The sequence below is a fragment of the Rubrobacter sp. M3-4 genome (genome assembly GCF_059772285.1).
In genome coordinates this window covers 370,788-391,153 of the sequence record NZ_JCBAJP010000001.1, presented here as the reverse complement: position 1 = coordinate 391,153, position 20,366 = coordinate 370,788, and the positions used below count along the sequence as shown (strand labels likewise).

20 protein-coding genes are annotated in these 20,366 nt (G+C 62.6%); 9 read left to right on the top strand and 11 right to left on the bottom strand.

Features of this window, described 5'->3' with window-relative positions:
• Positions 1–9 precede the first annotated feature (9 nt).
• Genes AC6EKW_RS01900 through AC6EKW_RS01885 form a run of 4 tightly spaced genes read right to left on the bottom strand, consistent with a single transcriptional unit; the run spans position 10 to position 4,712 of the window.
• On the bottom strand, positions 10–939 hold the full coding sequence (locus AC6EKW_RS01900; RefSeq protein ID WP_498513522.1) for an AAA family ATPase: 930 nt from the start codon (positions 937–939) through the stop codon (positions 10–12).
• The gene (locus tag AC6EKW_RS01895; RefSeq protein WP_498513521.1) at positions 936–1,787 is read right to left on the bottom strand and encodes an FAD binding domain-containing protein; all 852 of its coding nucleotides are present in this window, start codon (positions 1,785–1,787) and stop codon (positions 936–938) included. Before AC6EKW_RS01895 ends, AC6EKW_RS01900 begins: the two co-directional genes overlap by 4 nt.
• Positions 1,787–4,216, bottom strand: a complete 2,430-nt coding sequence (locus AC6EKW_RS01890) for a xanthine dehydrogenase family protein molybdopterin-binding subunit (protein ID WP_273887177.1) — start codon at positions 4,214–4,216, stop codon at positions 1,787–1,789. Before AC6EKW_RS01890 ends, AC6EKW_RS01895 begins: the two co-directional genes overlap by 1 nt.
• A gap of 31 nt (positions 4,217–4,247) precedes the next feature.
• Positions 4,248–4,712 (bottom strand): (2Fe-2S)-binding protein, encoded by a 465-nt coding sequence (locus AC6EKW_RS01885; protein ID WP_420542029.1) that lies wholly within the window; start codon positions 4,710–4,712, stop codon positions 4,248–4,250.
• Between the two features lie 241 nt (positions 4,713–4,953).
• Here AC6EKW_RS01885 and AC6EKW_RS01880 point away from each other — a divergent pair, with 241 nt between their 5' ends.
• Positions 4,954–5,280 carry a PucR family transcriptional regulator gene (locus tag AC6EKW_RS01880; RefSeq protein ID WP_273887179.1) on the top strand — a complete coding sequence of 109 codons (327 nt, stop codon included), beginning with the start codon at positions 4,954–4,956 and terminating at the stop codon, positions 5,278–5,280.
• Positions 5,277–5,501 (top strand): TOBE domain-containing protein, encoded by a 225-nt coding sequence (locus AC6EKW_RS01875; RefSeq protein ID WP_498513520.1) that lies wholly within the window; start codon positions 5,277–5,279, stop codon positions 5,499–5,501. Before AC6EKW_RS01880 ends, AC6EKW_RS01875 begins: the two co-directional genes overlap by 4 nt.
• 3 nt (positions 5,502–5,504) lie before the next feature.
• Here AC6EKW_RS01875 and AC6EKW_RS01870 read toward each other — a convergent pair whose 3' ends face one another.
• From AC6EKW_RS01870 to rpmH, 7 genes are all read right to left on the bottom strand, one after another.
• Complete coding sequence (locus tag AC6EKW_RS01870; RefSeq protein WP_498513519.1) at positions 5,505–6,383, bottom strand: ParB/RepB/Spo0J family partition protein; 879 nt, start codon at positions 6,381–6,383, stop codon at positions 5,505–5,507.
• Positions 6,376–7,137, bottom strand: a complete 762-nt coding sequence (locus tag AC6EKW_RS01865) for a ParA family protein (protein ID WP_273887182.1) — start codon at positions 7,135–7,137, stop codon at positions 6,376–6,378. The genes AC6EKW_RS01870 and AC6EKW_RS01865 overlap by 8 nt, the downstream gene beginning before the upstream one ends.
• A 31-nt stretch (positions 7,138–7,168) precedes the next feature.
• On the bottom strand, positions 7,169–7,924 hold the full coding sequence (gene rsmG / locus AC6EKW_RS01860; protein WP_498513518.1) for a 16S rRNA (guanine(527)-N(7))-methyltransferase RsmG: 756 nt from the start codon (positions 7,922–7,924) through the stop codon (positions 7,169–7,171).
• Between the two features lie 56 nt (positions 7,925–7,980).
• Positions 7,981–8,760, bottom strand: coding sequence for an RNA-binding cell elongation regulator Jag/EloR (jag, locus tag AC6EKW_RS01855; RefSeq protein WP_273887184.1), 780 nt, complete (start codon positions 8,758–8,760; stop codon positions 7,981–7,983).
• On the bottom strand, positions 8,757–9,599 hold the full coding sequence (locus AC6EKW_RS01850; RefSeq protein WP_273887185.1) for a YidC/Oxa1 family membrane protein insertase: 843 nt from the start codon (positions 9,597–9,599) through the stop codon (positions 8,757–8,759). The genes jag and AC6EKW_RS01850 overlap by 4 nt, the downstream gene beginning before the upstream one ends.
• A gap of 108 nt (positions 9,600–9,707) precedes the next feature.
• Complete coding sequence (rnpA, locus tag AC6EKW_RS01845; protein ID WP_273887186.1) at positions 9,708–10,073, bottom strand: ribonuclease P protein component; 366 nt, start codon at positions 10,071–10,073, stop codon at positions 9,708–9,710.
• A gap of 32 nt (positions 10,074–10,105) precedes the next feature.
• Positions 10,106–10,240, bottom strand: a complete 135-nt coding sequence (rpmH, locus tag AC6EKW_RS01840; protein ID WP_273844858.1) for a 50S ribosomal protein L34 — start codon at positions 10,238–10,240, stop codon at positions 10,106–10,108.
• A 334-nt stretch (positions 10,241–10,574) separates the two neighbouring features.
• Between rpmH and AC6EKW_RS01835 the strand changes: the two genes are divergently transcribed.
• The 7 genes from AC6EKW_RS01835 (at position 10,575) to gyrA (ending at position 20,362) form a co-directional block, all read left to right on the top strand.
• A complete protein-coding gene (locus tag AC6EKW_RS01835; protein WP_273887187.1) occupies positions 10,575–11,345 on the top strand; it encodes an ATP-binding protein in 771 nt (256 codons plus the stop codon).
• A 13-nt stretch (positions 11,346–11,358) separates the two neighbouring features.
• The gene (dnaA, locus tag AC6EKW_RS01830; RefSeq protein ID WP_273887188.1) at positions 11,359–12,702 is read left to right on the top strand and encodes a chromosomal replication initiator protein DnaA; all 1,344 of its coding nucleotides are present in this window, start codon (positions 11,359–11,361) and stop codon (positions 12,700–12,702) included.
• 544 nt (positions 12,703–13,246) lie between these two features.
• Positions 13,247–14,377 (top strand): DNA polymerase III subunit beta, encoded by a 1,131-nt coding sequence (dnaN, locus tag AC6EKW_RS01825; protein WP_498513517.1) that lies wholly within the window; start codon positions 13,247–13,249, stop codon positions 14,375–14,377.
• Between the two features lie 14 nt (positions 14,378–14,391).
• Positions 14,392–14,586 carry an RNA-binding S4 domain-containing protein gene (locus tag AC6EKW_RS01820; RefSeq protein WP_498513516.1) on the top strand — a complete coding sequence of 65 codons (195 nt, stop codon included), beginning with the start codon at positions 14,392–14,394 and terminating at the stop codon, positions 14,584–14,586.
• 1 nt (position 14,587) lies between these two features.
• Positions 14,588–15,706, top strand: a complete 1,119-nt coding sequence (gene recF / locus AC6EKW_RS01815; RefSeq protein ID WP_498513515.1) for a DNA replication/repair protein RecF — start codon at positions 14,588–14,590, stop codon at positions 15,704–15,706.
• Between the two features lie 167 nt (positions 15,707–15,873).
• Positions 15,874–17,811 carry a DNA topoisomerase (ATP-hydrolyzing) subunit B gene (gyrB, locus tag AC6EKW_RS01810; protein ID WP_498513514.1) on the top strand — a complete coding sequence of 646 codons (1,938 nt, stop codon included), beginning with the start codon at positions 15,874–15,876 and terminating at the stop codon, positions 17,809–17,811.
• Positions 17,804–20,362 (top strand): DNA gyrase subunit A, encoded by a 2,559-nt coding sequence (gyrA, locus tag AC6EKW_RS01805; protein WP_273887193.1) that lies wholly within the window; start codon positions 17,804–17,806, stop codon positions 20,360–20,362. The genes gyrB and gyrA overlap by 8 nt, the downstream gene beginning before the upstream one ends.
• Positions 20,363–20,366: the final 4 nt, after the last annotated feature.

The following is a 20,366-nucleotide window of genomic DNA, read 5'->3' as shown; positions in this document are numbered from 1 at the left end:
GACGGGCCCTCAGGCACCCATCCCCCCCGCGACTAGCGCGGCGAGGCCCGCCGACGAGGCGCGTTGCTGGTCCTCGTGGTACTTCAAGACCGAGCCCAACGTGGCCTCGACGAGCCGCTCGTCGAGCTCTCTGGCCCCCAGCGCGACGAGGGCCCGCGTCCAGTCTATCGTCTCCGCCACCCCAGGCGGCTTGTAGAGGTCCATCTGACGCATCCTGCCTACCGCGGCGGCGACCTGTCTCGCCAGCCGCTCCTCCGCCTCCGGCACCCTCACGCGCACTATCTCGACCTCTCGCTCGAAGCCGGGGTGCTCGATGTAGAAGTACAGACAGCGCCTCTTCAGGGCGTCGTGCACCTCCCGGGTGCGGTTGGAGGTGAGGACGACGATGGGTGGTCTCTCGGCCCGGATCGTACCTATCTCGGGTATCGTGACCGAGAAGTCGGAGAGGATCTCGAGCAGGAACGCCTCGAACTCGTCGTCGGAGCGGTCCACCTCGTCGATGAGCAGGACCGGCGGGTTCTCTCCTTCGTGCTCCAGCGCCTGCAACAGGGGCCGGCTGATGAGGAACTCCCGGCTGTAGAGGTCACGCTCCAGGTTCTCTCTGTCCCCGCCGAGCGCCTCGGTGGCCCGGATGTGCAGCAGCTGTCTCGCGTAGTCCCACTCGTAGACCGCCTGGTAGACGTCTATGCCTTCGTAGCACTGGAGCCTTATCAGCGGGGTGTCGAGGATGCGGGAGAGGACCTTTGCCACCTCGGTCTTCCCCACACCGGCCTCGCCCTCGAGGAACAGCGGCCGCCCGAGCCTGAGCGTGAGGTAGATGGCGGTGGAGAGCCCCTCGTCGGCCAGATAGTCGTGCTCCATGAGCTTCTTCTGCAGCTCCACGGCATTCGTGACGCCGGGAGGCAATGCCCCCCGGCGTCCGTTCGCACCGCTGCTCACCGCTGCAGGGCCTGTTCCACCGCCCGCCGGGTGAGTACGCGCGCCAGATGGCGCCTGAACTCGGCCGAGGCCGCGAGGTCGGAAGAGGGCGTGGTCCCTTCGTCCGCGACCCGGCAGGCCTCCTCCAGGGACCTCGTGTCCGCCCCGGCGAGCGCCTCCTCCACGGCCCGCGCCCTGAGTGGTGTGGCTCCCATGTTGGTCAGAGCCACGCGGGCCGACCCGATGGAGCCGTTCGAGCGCTCGACGACCACGCACGAGCCGACAACGGCCCAGTCCTGCGCCCGACGGTTGAACTTCTGATAATCCCAGCCGGTTCCGGAGCCGAGCTTGGGAACCCGGATCTCCGTGAGCACCTCGTCCGGGGCGAGGTCGGTCTGCAGGTAGTCTTTGAAGAAGTCCTGGGCCTTCACGATCCTCTCGCCGTTCGGACCCTTTATCTTCAGCTCCCCGTCGAGCGCGAGCAGCGCGCTCGGCAGATCCGAGGCCGCGTCCCCGTGCGAGATGGAGCCCCCGATGGTGCCGCGGTGGCGCACCTGCGGGTCTCCGACGAGCGAGGCGGTGTAGGAGAGGAGCCCGCAATGCTCCCTGATGGTCGGGTCCCTCTCCACCTCACAGTGGCGGGTCATCGCACCGATGGCGATGTGATCCCCTTCGTCGCGAACGTACCTGAGCTCGTCCACGCGGCCGAGGTCTATGAGCATCGAGGGCGCCGCCAGCCTGAGCTTCATTATCGGGATCAGGCTGTGCCCGCCGGCGAGCAGCTTCGCGTCCTCCCCGTTCTGACGGAGAAGGTCTATCGCGTGGTCTACCGACTCGGCAACCTCGTACTCGAAGGCCACCGGTATCACTACGCCTCACCTCCTTGATCGGTCTGGGCCGGTCTGCCCGAGAGATTCGCTTCCCGGTCGCCAGCCTCTCCACCGCGGGCCTCCTGTATGGCCTGCCACACCTTCCAAGGCGAAGCCGGCATGTCTATGTGGGTGACGCCGAACGGCGCGAGCGCGTCGATGATCGAGTTGATCACCGCCTGCGGTGAGCCTATCGTCCCGGCCTCGCCCACGCCTTTGACACCGAGCGCGTTGGAAGGCGAGGGCGTCACCGTACGCTCGAGGGTGTAGTTCGGGAGCTCCGGTGCCGCCGGCACGAGGTAGTCGACCATCGATCCCGTCACAAGGTTCCCGTCTTCGTCGTAGACGGCCTCTTCGTAGAGGGCCTGCGCGATGCCCTGCGCGATTCCCCCGTGCAGCTGCCCCTCGACGATCTGCGGGTTTATGATCGGCCCGCAGTCGTCGACCGCGAAGTAGTCACGGATCCTGACCTTCCCGGTCTCGGTGTCCACCTCACTCACGCACAGGTGCGCCCCGAACGGGAAGGTGAAGTTCGGCGGGTCGAAGAACTGCTCTTCGCTCAACCCCGGCTCCATCCCCTCGGGGAGCCCGACACCGAGGTAAGCTCTCCCGGCCACCTCCTGCATGGAGACGGACTTGTCCGGAGATCCGACGACGGAGAATCTCCCGCCCTCGAACTCTATGTCGCCTTCGGCGGCCTCGAGCATGTGGGCGGCGATCTTCTTGGCCTTCTCGACCACCTTCTGCGCCGCCAGATATACGGCCACGCCCCCGACGGGGAGGCTGCGCGATCCATAGGTGTCGCGTCCCCAGGGTGCCGATGCGGTGTCGCCGTGGATCACCTCGACGTCGTCCGGGGAGACGCCGAGAACGTCGGCCGCTATCTGGGACCAGCTGGTCACGTGTCCCTGGCCGTGCGGCGAGGTGCCCGTCACGACCTCCACCTTGCCGCTGGCGAGCACGCGCACCGAGGCTGCCTCCCAGCCACCGCCACCGCCGCCGAGCGAGGCGACGACCTGAGAGGGCGCTATACCGCAGATCTCGGTGTACGTCGAGAAACCGAGCCCGAGCTGTACCGGGTCGTTCTGCTCCCGCCGGCGCCGCTGCTCCTCCCTCAGCTCTTCGTAGTTGGAGATCTCGAGCAGCTTGTCCAGCGCCCCCTGCATGTTCATCGAGTCGTACTGGATACCCGCAGGGGTCGTCGTCGGCTCGTCGAACGGCTCGTAGAAGTTCTTGCGCCTCACCTCGACCGGATCCATATTGAGCCTGCGGGCGAGCGCGTCGATGATCCTCTCGCAGGCGTAGGCCGCCTCGGGACGCCCGGCTCCCCTGTAGGCATCGGTCGGGGTCTTGTTGGTGAACACGGCCGTGCAGGTGAAGGAGTACGCGTCGAAGTTGTAGACACCCGGATACATGAACGCACCGAGCAGCGGCACCACGGTGGTCCCGAGCTGCAGGTATGCCCCCATGTCCGCCAGGATCTTGACCCTCATGCCCAGAATCTTGCCATCAGATGTGGCAGCAACCTCTATATCTTGTATCTGATCCCGGCCGTGTATCGTGGCCAGGTAGTTCTCCGAGCGGTCTTCGACCCACTTTATGGGGGTGTTGAGCTTCCTGGCGAGCGCGAGCGCGAGCGCCTCCTCGGCGTAGATGTTCAGCTTGGAGCCGAACCCACCGCCGACGTCGGGGGCGACGATTCGCAGCTTGTTCTCGGGCACGCCGGAAACCGCGGAGAGCGTGATCTTGAGCAGGTGTGGAACCTGCGTCGAGGAGTAGACCGTGAACCCGCCGGTCACGGGGTCGGGCTGCGCCACCACTCCTCTGGTCTCGATGGCGTTGGGGATCAGCCGCTGCTGGATGTACCGCTCCTTGACGACCACATCGGCCTTCTCGAAGGCCCCTTCTACATCCCCCACCTCGAGGGGCCACGTGTAGCACTCGTTGGTCCCGAGGTCCTCGTGCACCACGGGAGAGCCGTCCTTGAGGGCCTCCTCCATGTCCGTCACCACGTCCAGCGGTTCGTAGTCGACCTCGATCATGTCGACCGCGTCGCGGGCCCGATAGCGGTCGACCGCCACCACGACCGCGACGGCATCCCCGACGTAGTTGACCTCGTCCTTGGCGAGCGGCCAGTGATCCGGGATCCTGAGATCCTCGGTCACCTGCCATCCGCACGGCAGCGGCGAGGCCCACTCTCCGGCGAGCTCTTCACCGGTGAAGACGGCGACCACCCCCGGCTGCTCCTTCGCTGCCGAAGTGTCTATGGACTTTATCTTCGCGTGGGCGTAGGGGCTGCGCAGCACCGCCGCGTGCAGCATGCCGGGCAGCCGCATGTTGTCCACGTAGGTGCCCCGCCCGGTTACGAGCGCGGGATCCTCCTTGCGCAGCACGCCGCCGCCGACGTACTTCTCCGGTGCCTGGGTCACTTGAGCACTCCTCCTTCCACCTTCTCTCTGCTCAGGACGCCGTCGTCTGCCGCATCTCGCGGGACGCCTGCTGTACGGCTTTGACTATGTTCTCGTATCCCGTGCACCGACACAGGTTCCCTTCGAGCGCTTCCCGGATCTCCTGCTCGCTGGGCTCCGGATTCTCCTTGAGGAGGCTCACGGAGGCCATGATCATCCCCGGCGTGCAGTAACCGCACTGTAATCCATGATTCTCGTGGAAGGCTTTCTGGACCGGATGCCACTCACCATCGCTGGAGATTCCGCGTACGGTGGTGATCTCACACCCGTCGGCCTGCACCGCGAGCACCGTGCAGCTCTTCACCGACTCTCCGTTGATGAGCACCGTACAGGCTCCGCAGCTGGTGGTGTCACACCCCCAGTGGACGCCTCCTATGCCGAGGTTCTCCCGCAGGTGATGCAGCAAGAGAAGCCTCGGTTCTACATCCGCCACATGGGGTCGGCCGTCTACGGTCATCCGTATCCTTCGCAAAAGCTTCCTCCTTTCCCGACTTTTCGCTCTGCCTGGAGCAAACGAACGGGGCGAAGCGATCGGCTCGCGCGGCGCATCCCTCGTTCTCCCTGACCCGTGCTTTCGCGTCGTTCCTTTCGCTCCACCAAGCGTTCCCCAGTTTAGCACGGGGTGTTTTCCCAGTACATATGGGAATCCGCAGAGAGCCCTTACTTCTGCGGCGCGATCGGAATACAATCCTCCACGGATGTCCGAGCAGAACCGCTATTTGGCGCTCCTGGAAGACCTCTCCGCTTCGGAGGCCCTCCTCCCCTTCAGGGAGCTGATCTCGCCGCTCATCTCCTACGACGAGGATCACAACAGCGACCTGGTTCGTACCCTCCGGGTGTTCTTCGAGTCGAACGCGAACGCCAGCGAGGCCGCGGACAGGCTCTTCCTCCATCGTAACAGCATGATCTATCGTCTGGCGCGCATCGGCGAACTGACGGGGCTAGACTTGAAGGACCCGTCGGCCCGGCTGGCCCTCCAGCTCGGGATCTTGGCAGTGTCGAGAGAAAGGAGAGGGAAGCGATGAAGGCCAGTACCCGCAACAAGCTGCCCGGCGTCATAACGGAGGTCGTCAAGGGCAAGGCCGCGACGAAGGTGTCGCTTCAGGTCGGCGACAACCATATGGTGGCCCTCATCACCACCGAGAGCGCCGAGGAACTCAACCTCCAGGTCGGCCAGCACGCTACCGCCCTTATAAAGGCTACGGACGTGATGATCCTCTCGGAGGACGGAGGGGAGAGCTTCTGAAGGCTACCGTCCCTGCTCTCTCAGGGAGGTGATGAGGGAGCGGAAGGCCTCAAGCTCTTCCGGCCTGGAGAACCGGATCTCTATCTTCCCTCCCCGCTTGAGGGGTCGGATGCGTGTGGGCATCGACAGCACCTGCTGTATGTCGCGGGAGGCTCTCTCGTACGGCTCCGGAGGGCGACTCCTCCCGGCTCTTCGATCGCCCTTCGGATCCTGGTCCTCTCCCGCGCGCAGCATCTCCCGGGCTCGCTGCTCGGTGGCTCGCACCGAGAGCTTCTCTCTGATCACCTGCTCCGCCAACGTTTTCATCCTCTGCTCGTCGGGAAGGGAGAGCAGGACCCGGGCGTGCCCCTCCGAGAGCTTTCGCTCTACGAGCAGCGCTTTTATGGCGTCGGGTAGCTGCATTAGCCGTAGCGTGTTGGAGATCGCGGCTCGGCTCTTCCCGAGCCGAGCCGCGAGCTGCTCCTTGGTGAGGCCGAAGCTGTCCATCACGGCCTGGTAAGCTCCGGCAGTCTCCAGCGGGTTCAGATCCTCCCGCTGAATGTTCTCGACCAGAGCCAGCTCGACGGATTCTCCTTCCCCTGCTTGCCGTATGAGCACCGGCACTCTCTCCAGCCCGGCCTCGCGCGCGGCCCTCAACCTTCGCTCTCCGGCTATGAGCTCGAACCCGCTCCCGGCAGGCCTCACCACCAGAGGCTGGAGTATCCCGACCTCTTTTATGGACGCCGCCAGCTCTCGTATCCCTTCCTGGGGAAAATCCCGGCGCGGCTGACGAGCGTTGGGACGTATCGCCGTAATGGGGAGCTCTTCGAACCTGAAACCGGCGACGCTCTCACCCGTCGCTATCAGCGCGGAGAGCCCGCGGCCAAGCCCCCTCCTACCCACGGCTCTTCACCTCCTCGGCCACCGCCGCATAGGCCTCGGCTCCACTGCTCTTCGGAGCATACAGGATTATGGGTAGCCCGAAGCTCGGTGCCTCGCTGAGGCGGATGTTGCGCGGGATCACGGTCCTGAACACCCTGTCCCCGAAGAAGGCGCGGACGTCTTCCGCAACCTGCTTGGCGAGGTTGGTGCGTACGTCGAACATCGTCAGCAGGACCCCGCCTATCTCCAGCCGGGGGTTCAGATACTTCCGTACTTCGTCTATCGTCTCCCTCAGGTGGTTGAGCCCCTCGAGAGCATAGTACTCACACTGCACGGGAATGAGGGCCTCGTCGGCGGCAGTGAGGGCGTTTATGGTCAGAAAGTCGAGAGATGGGGGGCAATCGAGCAGGATCCTGCCGTACTTCTCCTCCGGCAACTGCTCTATGGCTTTCTTCAGCTTGAATTCTCGTGCCAGCGCGGAGGTGAGCTCGACTTCTGCTCCTACGAGGTGAACGCTGGCGGGTGCTAGATGTAAGCCTTCGATACCAGTGGCTACCACGACGTCTTCCAGCGGCGCTTCTTCGAGGAGGACGTCGTACATGCAGGCTCCTTCACCAGGCGTCACCCCGAGACCGCTCGTGGCGTTGGCCTGGGGATCCATGTCCACTACGAGTACTTCTTCCCCCATCTTGGCGAGGTATGCACCCAGGTTTATGGCCGTGGTGCTCTTCCCCACGCCGCCTTTCTGGTTGACTATGGCTATTACCCGCTTCACCGGCTGCATCTTAACATGGCCCGCGACACAGCTACCCCCCGAGCGGCTTTTTCCGGGCCTTCCCCGGAGCTCGCGGAAACTCTCGTGGCGTCGCGGAGACTTTGCTCACGGTGACGATCCCATGACCCGCGTTCCCCACCTCCGGGAGAAACCTTACTTCTTCGAACACCGGCTCTCCTCCCCCGAGGCGCGCGGCGGCTCTTTCGCCTTTCTGGATCTCTTCGGTGGAAATTTCTCTTTTCATGGCGACCATCAATCCTCCACGCTCCACCAGCGGTAGGGAATACTCCATAACCTCGTCCAGCCGCCCCACCGCCCGGCTGACGGCCACCTGAAAGGCTTCACGGTGCTCCGGAGAACGCCCGAGATCTTCGGCCCTCCCACACCACACACGAACATTCGGCAAATCCAGCTCCCGTAATGCGCGGTGAAGGAACGTAACCTTCCGGCGCGCGGATTCGACGAGCAAAACTTTCACCGCCGGCAGGAGGATCGCGAGCGGTATGCCGGGAAGCCCGCCACCACTCCCGATGTCGGCTATATCGCGCACCCCCGCGAGACGATCACCGATCGAGCAAGACAACGAGTCCAGGACATGACGCTTGACTATACGCTCGAGCCCCCTGTCCCCGATTACATTGGCCTTCTCATAGCTACCCAGAAGCTCGGCGTAACGGATGAGCATCCTTACCCGATCCCACCCAACCTCATTCCCCCAACTCGACAACTGCTCCTCGATGAGGAACCCTAGCCGCTCCTTCTCCGTTTCACGTGAAACGATACCCAAAACTCCGCCACCCAGAGAACCAGCGACAGATGTTTGTCACTACAAACCGTTGTCGTCTACCGACGCGTTTCACGTGAAACGCGTCGGCGGGCCGGGGCGATCTTCACCCGGCGGTTTTCGCCCGACCCTTCGCTGAAGGTAGTGACCCGGTCGTCGTCCCGGAGGAAGAGGTGCACTATCCGGCGTTCGGCCGGGCTCATGGGCGGCAGTTCGATCGTCCGGCGCTCTCGCAAGGCTCTACGAGCGCTGCGGTGCGCCATCCCCTGCAGGGCCTCTATTCTGCGTTGGCGGTAACCCTCCGAATCGAGGATGATCCGTTTCGTAAACCCGTGTCGCTTGGCCATCGTAACGTTTACCAGGTACTGGAGGGAGTCGATGGTCTCCCCCTTTTGTCCGATAAAGAGACCCGTTTCGACGGCGTTGACGTCAGCGGCTATGTAATCGCCTGCATCGTAGACGTCGACCCTTCCATCTATACCCATCTGCGAGATGACGTTCGAGACATAATCCCTGATATCCCGAAGTATCTCCTCTGGAACCTCTCCTTCAGTGCCGTTCGGAGTAGAAGAAGGCCGACCGTTTTCGCTGAAGTCCTCCTCTGGGACGGAATCGTTGAGAGAGATGGCCGCCTCCTCGCTGCCAGCCTCCCCGCTGGGTTCCTCTTCGGGAACTCTAACCAAGATCCTCGCGTCTCTGGCGCCTATACCGAGAAAACCAGAAGATCCCTCGTCGAGGATCTCGTAGTGCAGGTTCTCCCGTTTCAGGCTCAGAGCAGAACAGGCCCTTTCGACAGCTTCATCAACCGTTGCTCCGTTGAATTCCACCGATCGGCTCATCTCTTCTTCTTTCTCCGCTTCCTCTTGGCTACCTTTCTCGCGTGTGCAGCGGCCTCTTCCTGAGTCATCCGCCGTTCGGGCTGTGGATTCTCCTGATCGGACGACCTGTGGCCGGTACCACCGATACCGTATCCGTAGATAGCGTAGTTCTGAACTATCGTCACCACGTTCGTGGTGATCCAGTACATGAAGAGTCCGGCAGGAAAGTTCCACAAGAAGATCATGAAGACGAACGGCAGGATCAGCATGAGGATTCGCTGTTGGGCCGGTGCCGGGTTCTCCCTCATCGTGATCGCCATGCCGGCCGCCATGGTCAGGGCGGAGACTATGGGGAGGATGTGGTAGGGGTCTGCCTGAGAGAGATCGGTGAACCACAAGAAGCCACCCGTCCTGAAGCTCGGCACCTGCGGCGGCTGGCCGAAGTATCCTCCGAACTCCCTGATCACGTAGTAGATGCTGAGGAAGATGGGGAGCTGTATGAGCGCCGGCAGGCATCCGCTGAGGGGGTTCACGCCCCTTTCCTGGAAGAGGCGCATCTGCTCTTCCCGCTGTCTCTGCGGGTCGTCCTTGAACCGCTCACGGATCCGCTTTAGTTCCGGCTGCAGCTGCTGCTGAGCCCGCATGCTCCGCACCTGTCTTATGGTCAAAGGGAAGAGCAGAAAGCGAACTATGGCGGTAATCACGACGATGCTCAACCACCACGGAAGGCCCAGAGAATGAAAGAACTTCAAGCCATCGCCCAGGGGGCCTATCAGCGGGCTGAGCACGTTTTCGAAAAAGCGTACTATGCCGTTGTTGGTCGGGCTCGACGCCAGGAGAATATAGGTAGGATCAGTCATCTTCCGTTCTTCGTCCCAACTTCATTCCGTTCGGCCGGAGGACGTCACGGCTCGGGATTCGCCCTCCGACACAATGCAGTATAACCGCTCGCGGCCCGAACCAGTCCCCTATACGTCACCCCGCCCTTCACCAGTCCCGTTCACAAGCTTCTCGAGGGCACGGTCGAACTCGTCCTCGAGCTCTCCGAAGCTCGCCGAAGCCGCCGCGGGACGCGCCGACACCACGAGGTCATATCCCTTGCCATCGATCCTCGAACGACGCCAGAAGAATATCTCCCTGATCCTTCGCCGCAGCTTATTACGGATCACGGCAGACCCCACGCGTTTGGAGACGGCCAGGCCCAGGCGGGGGTTCTCCAACCCGTTGGGGTAGGCATGGACGGAGAGCAGCCTCCCGCGGTAGACGCTCCCCTCACGGTAAACGCGCTCGAAGTCCCGCGAATCGGTGAGGCGCATCTTCCGAGCCCGCGTCAAACCCGCGCCACAGGAGAGCGTGTGGTGGTGGATCAGACGGTCAACCTGCGGCGGCCACGCCGGCGTCGAGCAGCCAGGATCCTGCGGCCACCGACGCTGCGCATCCGACGGCGAAAACCATGAGTCTTCGCACGCTTGCGCCGGTTGGGTTGATAAGTACGCTTCATGGAAGCACTTCCTTTCTCGTTACGCCCGTCAAAAGATCTTTTGCCCAGGAGTATATCCAAACGGCACGACGGCATCCAGGAGTAACAGAGGATCGAAAACCCACCTACAATACGCACGTTTTTATAAAGAAAGTCCTGCAAAACCAGGTTTACACCATGATTTGACGCCGCCATGGAAGCCCACGCCGAACTCCCTGACGAGGTTTTATCCACACAGTTATCCACAGCCTGTGGATAACTGTGTGGATAAATAGACCAATTACCTGCAAAACGGGTTTTTTTAATCCCTGATTCTGGCATGAGGAGTGATGGTGCGTTAAATTCCGTGGCGGGGATGATCGGTGCAGAGCAGACATCGGGCGAGCCGGGGCGGGCTGAGTTAGGCATCAGGGTGGTCGTCTATCCGGAGGGCGGCGGGCCCGAGATCATGGAAGTCTCCGCCTCCGGGCCGCGTGCCGCCACGCCCAAGTTCACGCGCGTGATCATGGAGCACGTAGCGGATGGCTTCCCGGAGGAAGCCCTGCGCGAGATAATCCAGAATTTGATCCACGCCGAATACAGGGGTGTTGTCGTCTCGGTACTGGATGGAGGGAGGACCGTAAGGGTCTCCGACAGAGGGCCTGGGATAAAGGACAAATCGAAAGCCATGGAGTTCGGGTTCAGCGGAGCCCGTCCGGAGGTACTGAGTCATATCAGAGGGGTGGGTGCAGGCCTCGGCATAGCCCGGGAGGCGGTGGCCAAGGCCGGTGGCACGGTGGAGATAGAAGACAACATCGGCACCGGAACCGTGGTGACCATCTCCATAAAGGAGAAAGGAGAAAGCCCGCGGGCGAAGGAGCAACCGACGCGGCCGCGCTACCCGGATGCCGTACCGAAGATAAACCTCTCCGAGAGACAGCAGAAAGCCCTCATAACGGTCATGGAAGAAGGAGAGGCGGGTCCATCCACCGTGGCCGAGGTTCTTGAGGTGAGCGTAAGCACGGCCTACCGTGACCTCTCCGTTTTGGAGGAGCAGGGTCTGCTCCTCTGCGACGAGTCGGGCAAGCGCTTCATCTCACCGCTCGGACGCGACCTCGTTCGGACAATAATCTCCAGTTGGGTGTAAGGGGGAGACGGTCGTGGCGCGCAGGATAGAGGAGGTATGGGCGGAGGTTCTCAGCCGTATCGCCGAGGAGATCGACGAATCCTCGCTCAAGGTATGGTTCGAGAGCATAGTCCCCGTGTCCCTCGATGACGGGAGGCTCGAAATCTCCGTTCCCAACTCCTTCGCCAAGGAGTACATAGAGAGCCGCTTTCGACCGACGCTCGAAGAGGCGTTGGATCACATTCTCGGTCGGAAAGGGAGCTCCGTAGACGTCCTGGTCGGAAACACCGGGAAGGAGAACGGGGCGGAACGCGGCAGCGGTGTCGAGCACGTCCTCAGCGCCAGGACCCCTAGACCGTTCAAAGCCAAGTACACGTTCGACACGTTCGTCATCGGGGCCGGCAACAGGTTCTCCCACGCCGCGGCGATGGCCGTCGCCGAATCCCCTGGCGTGGTCTACAATCCGCTCCTGATCTACGGCGGGGTGGGCCTCGGCAAGACGCACCTGCTGCACGCGGTCGGTCAGTACGTCGAAGAGCAGGACCCCAGCATGCGCGTCCGGTACGTGACCTGCGAACAGTTCACGAACGACTTCATCAACTCGATAGGCGAGAACGACCCGCTCGGCTTCCAGAAGCGCTACAGGGAGAACGACGTTCTGCTCATCGACGACATCCAGTTCCTCGAGAACAAAGTCGAGACCCAGGAGGCGTTCTTCCACACCTTCAACGCCCTCTACGAAGAGAACAAACAGATCGTGATCACCTCCGACCGCCACCCGCGCTACATCCAGACGCTCGAAGACCGGCTCGTCTCGCGCTTCGAGTGGGGCCTCGTAACCGACATAAAACCACCGGATCTTGAGACCAGGATAGCCATCCTGCGCAAAAAGGCGGCGATGGACAAGCTCGAGGTGGACGACGACGTACTGACCTTCATAGCATCGAAGGTCTCGACGAACATCCGCGAGCTGGAAGGGGCCCTGGTGCGCATCCTCGCCTACGCCTCCCTCTACGGAAGGGAGGTCACCGTGGCCCTCGCCGAAGAAGTCCTCAAGGACATACTTCCAGACCAGCCCTACCGCGAGATACCCATAGAGCTCATCCAGCACGAGGTGTGCCGCTACTTCGGTATAGCCCGACAAGACCTCATAGGATCGAGCCGCTCCAAAACCTTCGCCTACCCCAGACAGGTGGCCATGTACCTGTGCCGCGAGATCACCGACGAATCCCTGCCCAAGATAGGTAAGGCCTTCGGCGGCCGCGATCACTCCACCGTCATGCACGCAACCAACAAGATCGCCAACCTGATAAACAACGACCGCGACGCTTTCAACCAGATCCACGACCTCACCCAACAGATAAAGTCAAAGAGATGATCCAAACCACCAAACCACCCCCATTTACCCTCATACCCCTATACCCCAGGGTGGTATTTTGTAACCGAAAAAGAAACGCACGTTTCTTTAGTTATCCACAATCCATCCACAGGTCGACCGAAACCCTGTGGATAACCCGGCCGGGTTATCCACAGCCAGCGTCGAGTTATCCACAAAAACTGTGGATAACCGGGGTGAGTTGTGGATAACTCAATACCGTTGATCGTATATATCACAAGATGCAGACATACATTGCTTACACACCTGTGGATAACCCTGTGGATAAGAGGGGTCAAAGCTGTGGATAACCCTGTGGATAAAAATGTGGATAAGTCCGGCCTGTGGATAACTCGCGAGTTATCCACAGGCTATCCACAGGGTGGGGGGAGTTATCCACAGATTTATCCACAGGCGCCCTGGCTGGTTTCCCGCTTGAGTAAAGGGATTTCCCGAGTTATCCACACTATCCACAGCCCTTATTAATATTATTATTCTAAATAAGATAAGGTTAGTTTAATAATAATAAGGTCGAGAGGAAGGTCGCATGAGGGCTGTTTGTAACACGGAACAACTTGGCAGGAAGCTCGCGCTGGTCTCGCGGGGGGTATCAACCAGATCTTCGGTGGACGTGTTGGGTGGGATAATGCTCGAAGGCACCGAAGGCGAGCTACGGCTCTCTGCGACCGACATGGACGTTTCGATCCAGACTTCTTCGCCGGCCGAGGTCGAGGAAGAAGGGCGGGTGGTCATTCCGGCCCGAATCTTCAACGACATCGTACGGTCGCTGCCTGTCGGGGAGCTGGTGTTGGAGCACGAGTCGGTAGAGGGCACCGTGCGTCTGGCTGCGGGGAAGAACGAATACCGGATAAGGTCCTACGCCGTGGAAGATTTCCCGAAGCTACCCGTATTCACGGCCGAGGACGCGTTCGCGATCTCTGGGGAGGTCCTTGTCGAGACCGTGGAGAAGGTCTCGAGGTCGTACTCCAGGGACGAGACGCGTCCGGTCCTCACCGGCATACTCATAAGCTTCGAGGGTGCCCGGCTCAGGATGGTGACGACCGACTCCTACCGGCTCTCGATAAAAGAGACCGATATCGTGACCAACTTCGAGGGGAAGCGGGACGCTATCATCCCGGCCCGGGCGATGCAGGAGGTTGGGAGGATCTTCTCCGGTTCCGGCGAGGAGAACATCGAGGTTGTGCTCGGGGAGAATCAGGCGCTCTTTCGGATAGGTGACGTGTTGTTCGGGACGCGCCTCATAGAGGGGAACTTCCCCGAGTATCGCAGGCTATTGCCCGAACGGTTCGAGAGGGAGGTCTACGTTCCGAGGGAGGAGCTCGTGGGCACGCTGCGGCGGGTGAGCCTCTTCACGCAGCGCCAGAATCCGCCCGTTCCGGTGACGCTCTCCTTCGCCGAGGGTGAGGTGGAGGTGTCGGTTCGCAGCCAGGAGCTGGGCGAGGCGCACGAGAAGCTACCCGCCACGAGCGAGGAGGAGTTCCAGATCTCGTTCAACCCCGGATATCTGCTCGACGGGGTCTCCGCCGTCGACTCGGAGCGGGTGCTCTTCAGGTTCAACGAGTCTCTCAAGCCGGCGCTCATCGTGCCCGGAGGCGACGACGAGGAGGATAACTTCCTGTACCTGATCATGCCGATGCGCGATCCGGCGCGCGTCTGAGGTTGGGATAGCCCGTGCATCTGCCTTCCGGCATGACGCTCGGTCAGGCCCTGAAGGCGGCGAACGTCGTCGGCAGCGGTGGAGAGGCAAAGGTGCTCATCCAGAGCGGGGGGGTGAGGGTCAACGGGGAGGTCGAGACCCGGCGCGGGCGCAGGATGAAGGCCGGGGACGTCGTCGAGGTCGCCGGACGGCGCATAGAATTCCGCTGAAATGCGGTACATCGAGGCCATAAGGCTGGTGAATTTCCGGAACTGCGTCGACACCAGCGTCACGCTCTCCCCCGGGCTCAACATCGTATTCGGCGAGAACGCGCAGGGGAAGACCAACCTGCTCGAGGGGCTGGCCTTCGCCGCCTCTGGTTCTTCTCCCCGCACGTCCAACGATTCCGAGGTGGTGCGCTGGGGGGAGGAATTCGCCCGCGTGGAGATGAAGGTCTCTCTCGGATCCGGCGGAGAGCGGCGCGTCTCCGTCGGGTATGCGCCGGGACAGAAGAAACGACTGAGCGTCGACGGATCGCCGACGGGTTCTCTCGCGGAGTATGCCGCCGGCGCCGCCGGGATACGCGTCATAACCTTCTTCCCCGACGACATAAGGATCGTAAAGGGAGCTCCTTCGGACCGCAGGGAGTTCCTCGACGCGCTGCTCTCCACCCTGAAGCCGTCCTACTCCCGCGCCGCCTCCGAGTACGCGAAGGCCGTTCAGCAGCGCAACCAGCTCCTGCGTCGCATACGCGACGGGCTCTCCTCCCGCAAAACGCTCTCCACCTGGGATCGCAAGGTGGTGCAGCTCGGACGCACCCTACTGAAAGAGCGCTCGGAAGCTTTCCCCGCCCTCGCCGAACACTTCACACGCTCTCTGAGGGCCCTGTATGGCCCCGAGAAGGCCGCCGTGCGCTACTCCTATAGTGCGACACCAGAAGAGTACGCGCAGGCTCTCAGAGAAGCTCACGAGGCCGACATAGAACGCGGCAGCACCTCCGTCGGGCCGCACCGGGACGACGTGGAGGTATTGCTCGGTGGGGTGAACCTCACGACCTACGGGTCGCAGGGACAGCAGAGGCTCGCCACGCTGGGGCTCAAGCTCGCGGCGAGGGAGTTCGTCAGGGAGATCGCGGGCGAGGATCCGATCCTGCTCTTCGATGACGTGATGAGCGAGCTCGACGAGTCGAGGCGGAGGTATCTCTCAGAGTACTTCCTCGGGAGCACGCAGGTGGTCGTTTCCACGACCAACCTCGATTACTTCGAGGAGGAGATGATCGAGCGTTCCAGGGTGGTGCGCTTGTGTGGAGGGAAGGCCTCGGAAGTTACGAGAGAGGACCTCTCGTGTTGAAAAACGGCGTTTAAAACCGCTTTCGAATGCTGCAAAGAGCCTCGTGTCGGGTGTTGGGAAAGCGTACAAGTTATGTTACAATCCACGAGTGCAAAGCTATGTGTACAGGGTCCGGCCCACCACGAAGACTCTCGCGGTTCTGGTAAGCAGAAGGAAGGGGATCTCTTTTGACGGTTGATCCTGCCCTGAAAAATGCCAAGAGCGAATACGATGCCAGTTCCATACAGGTTCTGGAAGGACTGGAGGCCGTAAAACGTCGGCCGGGGATGTACATCGGCTCCACGGGGCCGAGAGGATTGCACCACCTCGTCTGGGAGATAGTGGACAACTCGATAGACGAGGCGCTGGCCGGATACTGCACGAGGATAGACGTGAGGGTACACCCCGATGGTTCCGTGAGCGTCGACGACGACGGGCGCGGGATGCCCGTTGGGGTGATGGAGAAGTACGGGCGTTCGGCGGTCGAGGTGGTGATGACCACGCTGCACGCCGGTGGCAAGTTCGGTGGGCAGGGCTACAAGGTCTCCGGTGGTCTGCACGGGGTCGGGGTATCGGTCGTGAACGCCTTGAGCGAGTGGCTCGAGGTCGAGGTGCGGCGTGATGGTCACGTCTGGAGCCAGCGTTACGAGCGTGGTTTCCCTGTGAGCGGGCTGGAGAAGGTCCGGGGGCTGAAGGAAGGGGAGCCGACCGGGACGCGCGTGCGATTCAAGCCGGATCCGGAGGTCTTCACCGAGACGGTGGAGTTCTCCTTTGACACCCTGAGCCGGCGCTTCAGGGAGTCTGCCTTCCTCAATCGGGGGCTCGAGATACGACTGGTGGACGAGCGGGAAGAGGGGCGGGAGGTCACCTACCGCTACGAAGGCGGGATACGCGACTTCGTAGCGCACATAAACCAGTCCAAGGACCCGGTGCACAAGACGATCTTCTACTGCCACCGCGAAGACGAGGTGGGGGACGTGGAGATCGCGCTGCAGTGGAACTCCGGGTACCAGGACTCGGTCTTCACCTTCGCGAACAACATCAACACCCACGAGGGGGGGACGCATCTCTCGGGTTTCCGTTCGGCGCTCACGCGCACGATAAACGACTACGCCCGGCAGAAGAACCTTCTCAAGGAGAAGGAGGAGAACCTCACCGGGGACGACATCCGGGAGGGGCTCGCGGCGGTCATCTCGGTCAAGCTCCGGGAGCCGCAGTTCGAAGGACAGACCAAGACCAAGCTCGGGAACACCGAGATCAAAGGGCTCGTCGAGAGCACGCTCGGGCGTGCCCTCGCGGAGTTCCTCGAAGAGCACCCCGGCGAGGCGAAGGCGATCGTCGGGAAGGCGCTGCAGGCGGCGAGGGCGCGGCAGGCGGCGCGCAAGGTGCGTGACACGATCCGCAAGGGATATCTGGAGAGCTCGACCTTGCCGGGCAAGCTCGCCGACTGCTCCTCCAGGGACCCTGCGCGCAGCGAGCTGTACATCGTGGAGGGGGACTCGGCCGGGGGGTCGGCCAAGCAGGGAAGGGACCGCAACTTCCAGGCCATCCTGCCGCTGCGCGGCAAGATCCTGAACGTCGAGAAGGCCACGATGAACAAGGTGCTCTCGAACGCCGAGATACAGGCCATGATCAGCGCGATCGGCGCCGGGGTCGGCGACAGCTTCAACCTCGATGACGCCCGCTACCACAAGATCGTGATCATGGCCGACGCCGACGTGGACGGCAACCACATAAGGACGCTGGTCCTGACCTTCCTCTACCGCAACATGCCGGAGCTCATCGAGGCCGGCTACGTGTACATAGCCCAGCCGCCGCTCTTCAAGGTCACCCACAACCGGCGGGACTACTACGTCAAGAACGAGGCCGAGCTCAGGGTGCTGCTGGACCAACTGGGGGCGAACGGCAACGCCGAGGTCAGCAGGTTCAAGGGGCTTTCGGAGATGAACCCCCAGCAGCTGTGGGAGACGACGATGGACCCGTCGCGCAGGACGCTTTTGCAGGTGACGATAGACTCGGCCGCGGTGGCCGACGAGCTCTTCACGGCGCTCATGGGCGACAAGGTCGAGCCCAGACGCGAGTTCATCGAGGCCAACGCCAGGGAGGCGAAGAACATAGATGCTTGATACGTTCTCGGGGAACATCCAGCCCCACCCCATAGAGGACGAGATAAAGGAGTCCTTCCTCTCCTACGCGATGAGCGTGATCGTCGCGCGGGCTCTGCCGGACGTGCGCGACGGGCTCAAGCCGGTGCACCGGCGGGTGCTGTATGCGATGCACGACCTGGGGCTGCAGCCGAACCGGCGCTACCGCAAGAGCGCGACGGTCGTCGGCGAGGTCATCGGTAAGTACCACCCGCACGGGGACCAGGCGGTCTACGACACGCTGGTCAGGCTCGCGCAGGACTTCTCGCTCAGGTATCCGCTCGTCGACGGGCAGGGCAACTTCGGGAGCGTGGACGGAGACTCGGCTGGGGCGATGCGCTACACCGAGGCCCGGCTCGCGCGCATCGCGACCGAGATGCTCAGGGACATAAACGCCGACACGGTCGACTTCGTCCCCAACTTCGACGAACAGCAGCGCGAGCCCGAGGTTCTGCCCGCGCGCTTCCCCAATTTGCTCGTGAACGGCGCCGACGGGATAGCGGTCGGGATGGCGACTCGCATCCCGCCGCACAACCTGGGCGAGGTCATAGACGCCACGGTGGCGCTCATAGACGACCCGGAGATGGAGGACGAGAGGCTCCTCGAGTACATCAAGGGGCCCGACTTCCCGACCGGCGGCGTGATAGTGGGCACCTCCGGGATCCGGGAGGCGGTGAGGACCGGGCGGGGTTCGATCCGCGTGAGGGCCAAGGCCCACACCGAGAACATCCGGGGCAACCGCACCCAGATCGTCGTCACCGAGATCCCCTACCAGGTCAACAAAGCGCAGCTGTTGCAGAAGATCGCCCAGCTCGTCAAGGAGCGCAGGATCACCGACATCTCCGATTTGCGCGACGAGTCGGACCGCAACGGGATGCGCATCGTCATAGAGCTCAAACGCGAAGCGGTCCCGAAGGTCGTATTGAACAACCTCTACAAGCACACCCAGCTGCAGCAGAGCTTCGGGGTGAACATGGTCGCGCTGGTGGACGGTGTGCCGCGCACGCTCTCCTACAAGCAGGCCATAAAGCACTACATAGACCACCAGTTCGAGGTCGTGACCCGCAGGACCCGCTACGAGCTCGAGCGCGCCCGCGCCCGGGCGCACATCCTGGAGGGTCTGCTCGTCGCGCTCGCCAACCTCGACGAGGTCGTCGAGACGATCCGGCGTTCGCGCAGCGTCGAGAGCGCCCGCAACAACCTGATCCGCCGTTTCCGCCTGTCGGAGCGGCAGGCGCAGGCGATCCTGGACCTGAGGCTGCAGCGGCTGACCGGGATGGAGCGCCAGAAGGTCGAGCGGGAGCACCGGGATCTGGTCGAGAAGATCGAGTACCTGGAGGGCGTGCTCGCCGACGAGTCGAAGGTCTACGAGATCATCAAGGCCGAGCTGCTCGAGATAAAGGCCGCCTACGGCGACGAGCGGCGCACCCAGATCACGCTCTCCGAGGACGCGGACTTCGAGATAGAGGATCTCATCGCCGAGGAGGAGGTGGTCATCTCGATCACCGGGGCCGGCTACCTCAAGAGCGTCCCGGTCAACTCCTTCCGCAAGCAGGGCCGCGGCGGGGTCGGGGTCAACGGGATGGAGCTCAAGGAGGGCGACTTCATCGAGCACCTCTTCATCACCACGACCCACCACTACATGCTCTTCTTCACCAACAAGGGCAAGGTCTACCGGCTCAAGGTGCACCAGTTGCCCCGGATGAGCCGGACGGCCCGCGGACGCCACGTGGCCAACCTGCTGCCGCTCTCGCAGGACGAGCACATAGCCGCGGTCATCGCGACCAGGGACTTCGGCGAGGCGGAGTACCTGCTCTTCGCGACCCGGCGCGGGATCGTGAAGAAGACCGAATTCTCCGAGTACAACACGCCGCTGAAGAACGAGGGGATCATCGCGATCAAGCTCGCGGAGGGCGACGAGCTCATCGACGTGCGCCACGCCTCCGAGGGCGACGAGGTCATCCTCGTCACCCGGGAGGGCAAGGCGCTCAGGTTCCGCCAGGACGAGGCGCGGGCGATGGGCCGGGCCACGGCGGGCGTCAAGGGGATAACCCTCAAGGAGGGCGATGCCCTCCTCTCGATGGACGTCATCTCCGACGATGCCGCGGATCTCTTCTTGATCACCGAGAAGGGGTACGGCAAGCGCACACCGCTCTCCCAGTTCAGGACGCAGGGCCGGGGAGGGCAGGGTGTGATCGCGATGAAGACCGGGGAAGAGAGGGGCCGCCTCTCCGGCGTGCGGGTGGTCAAACCGGACTTGCACGAGCTCGTTATAGTCTCTAACCTTGGGACGACCATACGCATAGACGCGGGCTCCGTCTCCCGGCAGGGGCGCAGCGCCCAGGGCGTGCGGGTGATGAACCTGCACGCCGGGGATTCGGTGAGCGCCGTGGCGAAGGTGGTCGCCTCCCGCAGCGCTTCGGGAGGGGAGGCTGGAGCCAGCGACGAGCTTTCGTTGGAAGAGATCGTCGGCGAGGAGCCCAGGGGAGCGTCGGAAGCGGGACCTCCCGAGGCCGATCGAACGGAGGAGTAGAGAG

Coding starts and splice junctions, on each gene's coding strand:
- AC6EKW_RS01885 (WP_420542029.1), bottom strand. CDS start 4,712: ATGACCGTAGACGGCCGACCCCATGTGGCGGATGTAGAACCGAGGCTT.
- AC6EKW_RS01880 (WP_273887179.1), top strand. CDS start 4,954: ATGTCCGAGCAGAACCGCTATTTGGCGCTCCTGGAAGACCTCTCCGCT.
- AC6EKW_RS01875 (WP_498513520.1), top strand. CDS start 5,277: ATGAAGGCCAGTACCCGCAACAAGCTGCCCGGCGTCATAACGGAGGTC.
- jag (WP_273887184.1), bottom strand. CDS start 8,760: ATGAGCCGATCGGTGGAATTCAACGGAGCAACGGTTGATGAAGCTGTC.
- AC6EKW_RS01850 (WP_273887185.1), bottom strand. CDS start 9,599: ATGACTGATCCTACCTATATTCTCCTGGCGTCGAGCCCGACCAACAAC.
- rpmH (WP_273844858.1), bottom strand. CDS start 10,240: ATGAAGCGTACTTATCAACCCAACCGGCGCAAGCGTGCGAAGACTCAT.
- AC6EKW_RS01835 (WP_273887187.1), top strand. CDS start 10,575: ATGATCGGTGCAGAGCAGACATCGGGCGAGCCGGGGCGGGCTGAGTTA.
- dnaN (WP_498513517.1), top strand. CDS start 13,247: ATGAGGGCTGTTTGTAACACGGAACAACTTGGCAGGAAGCTCGCGCTG.
- recF (WP_498513515.1), top strand. CDS start 14,588: ATGCGGTACATCGAGGCCATAAGGCTGGTGAATTTCCGGAACTGCGTC.
- gyrA (WP_273887193.1), top strand. CDS start 17,804: ATGCTTGATACGTTCTCGGGGAACATCCAGCCCCACCCCATAGAGGAC.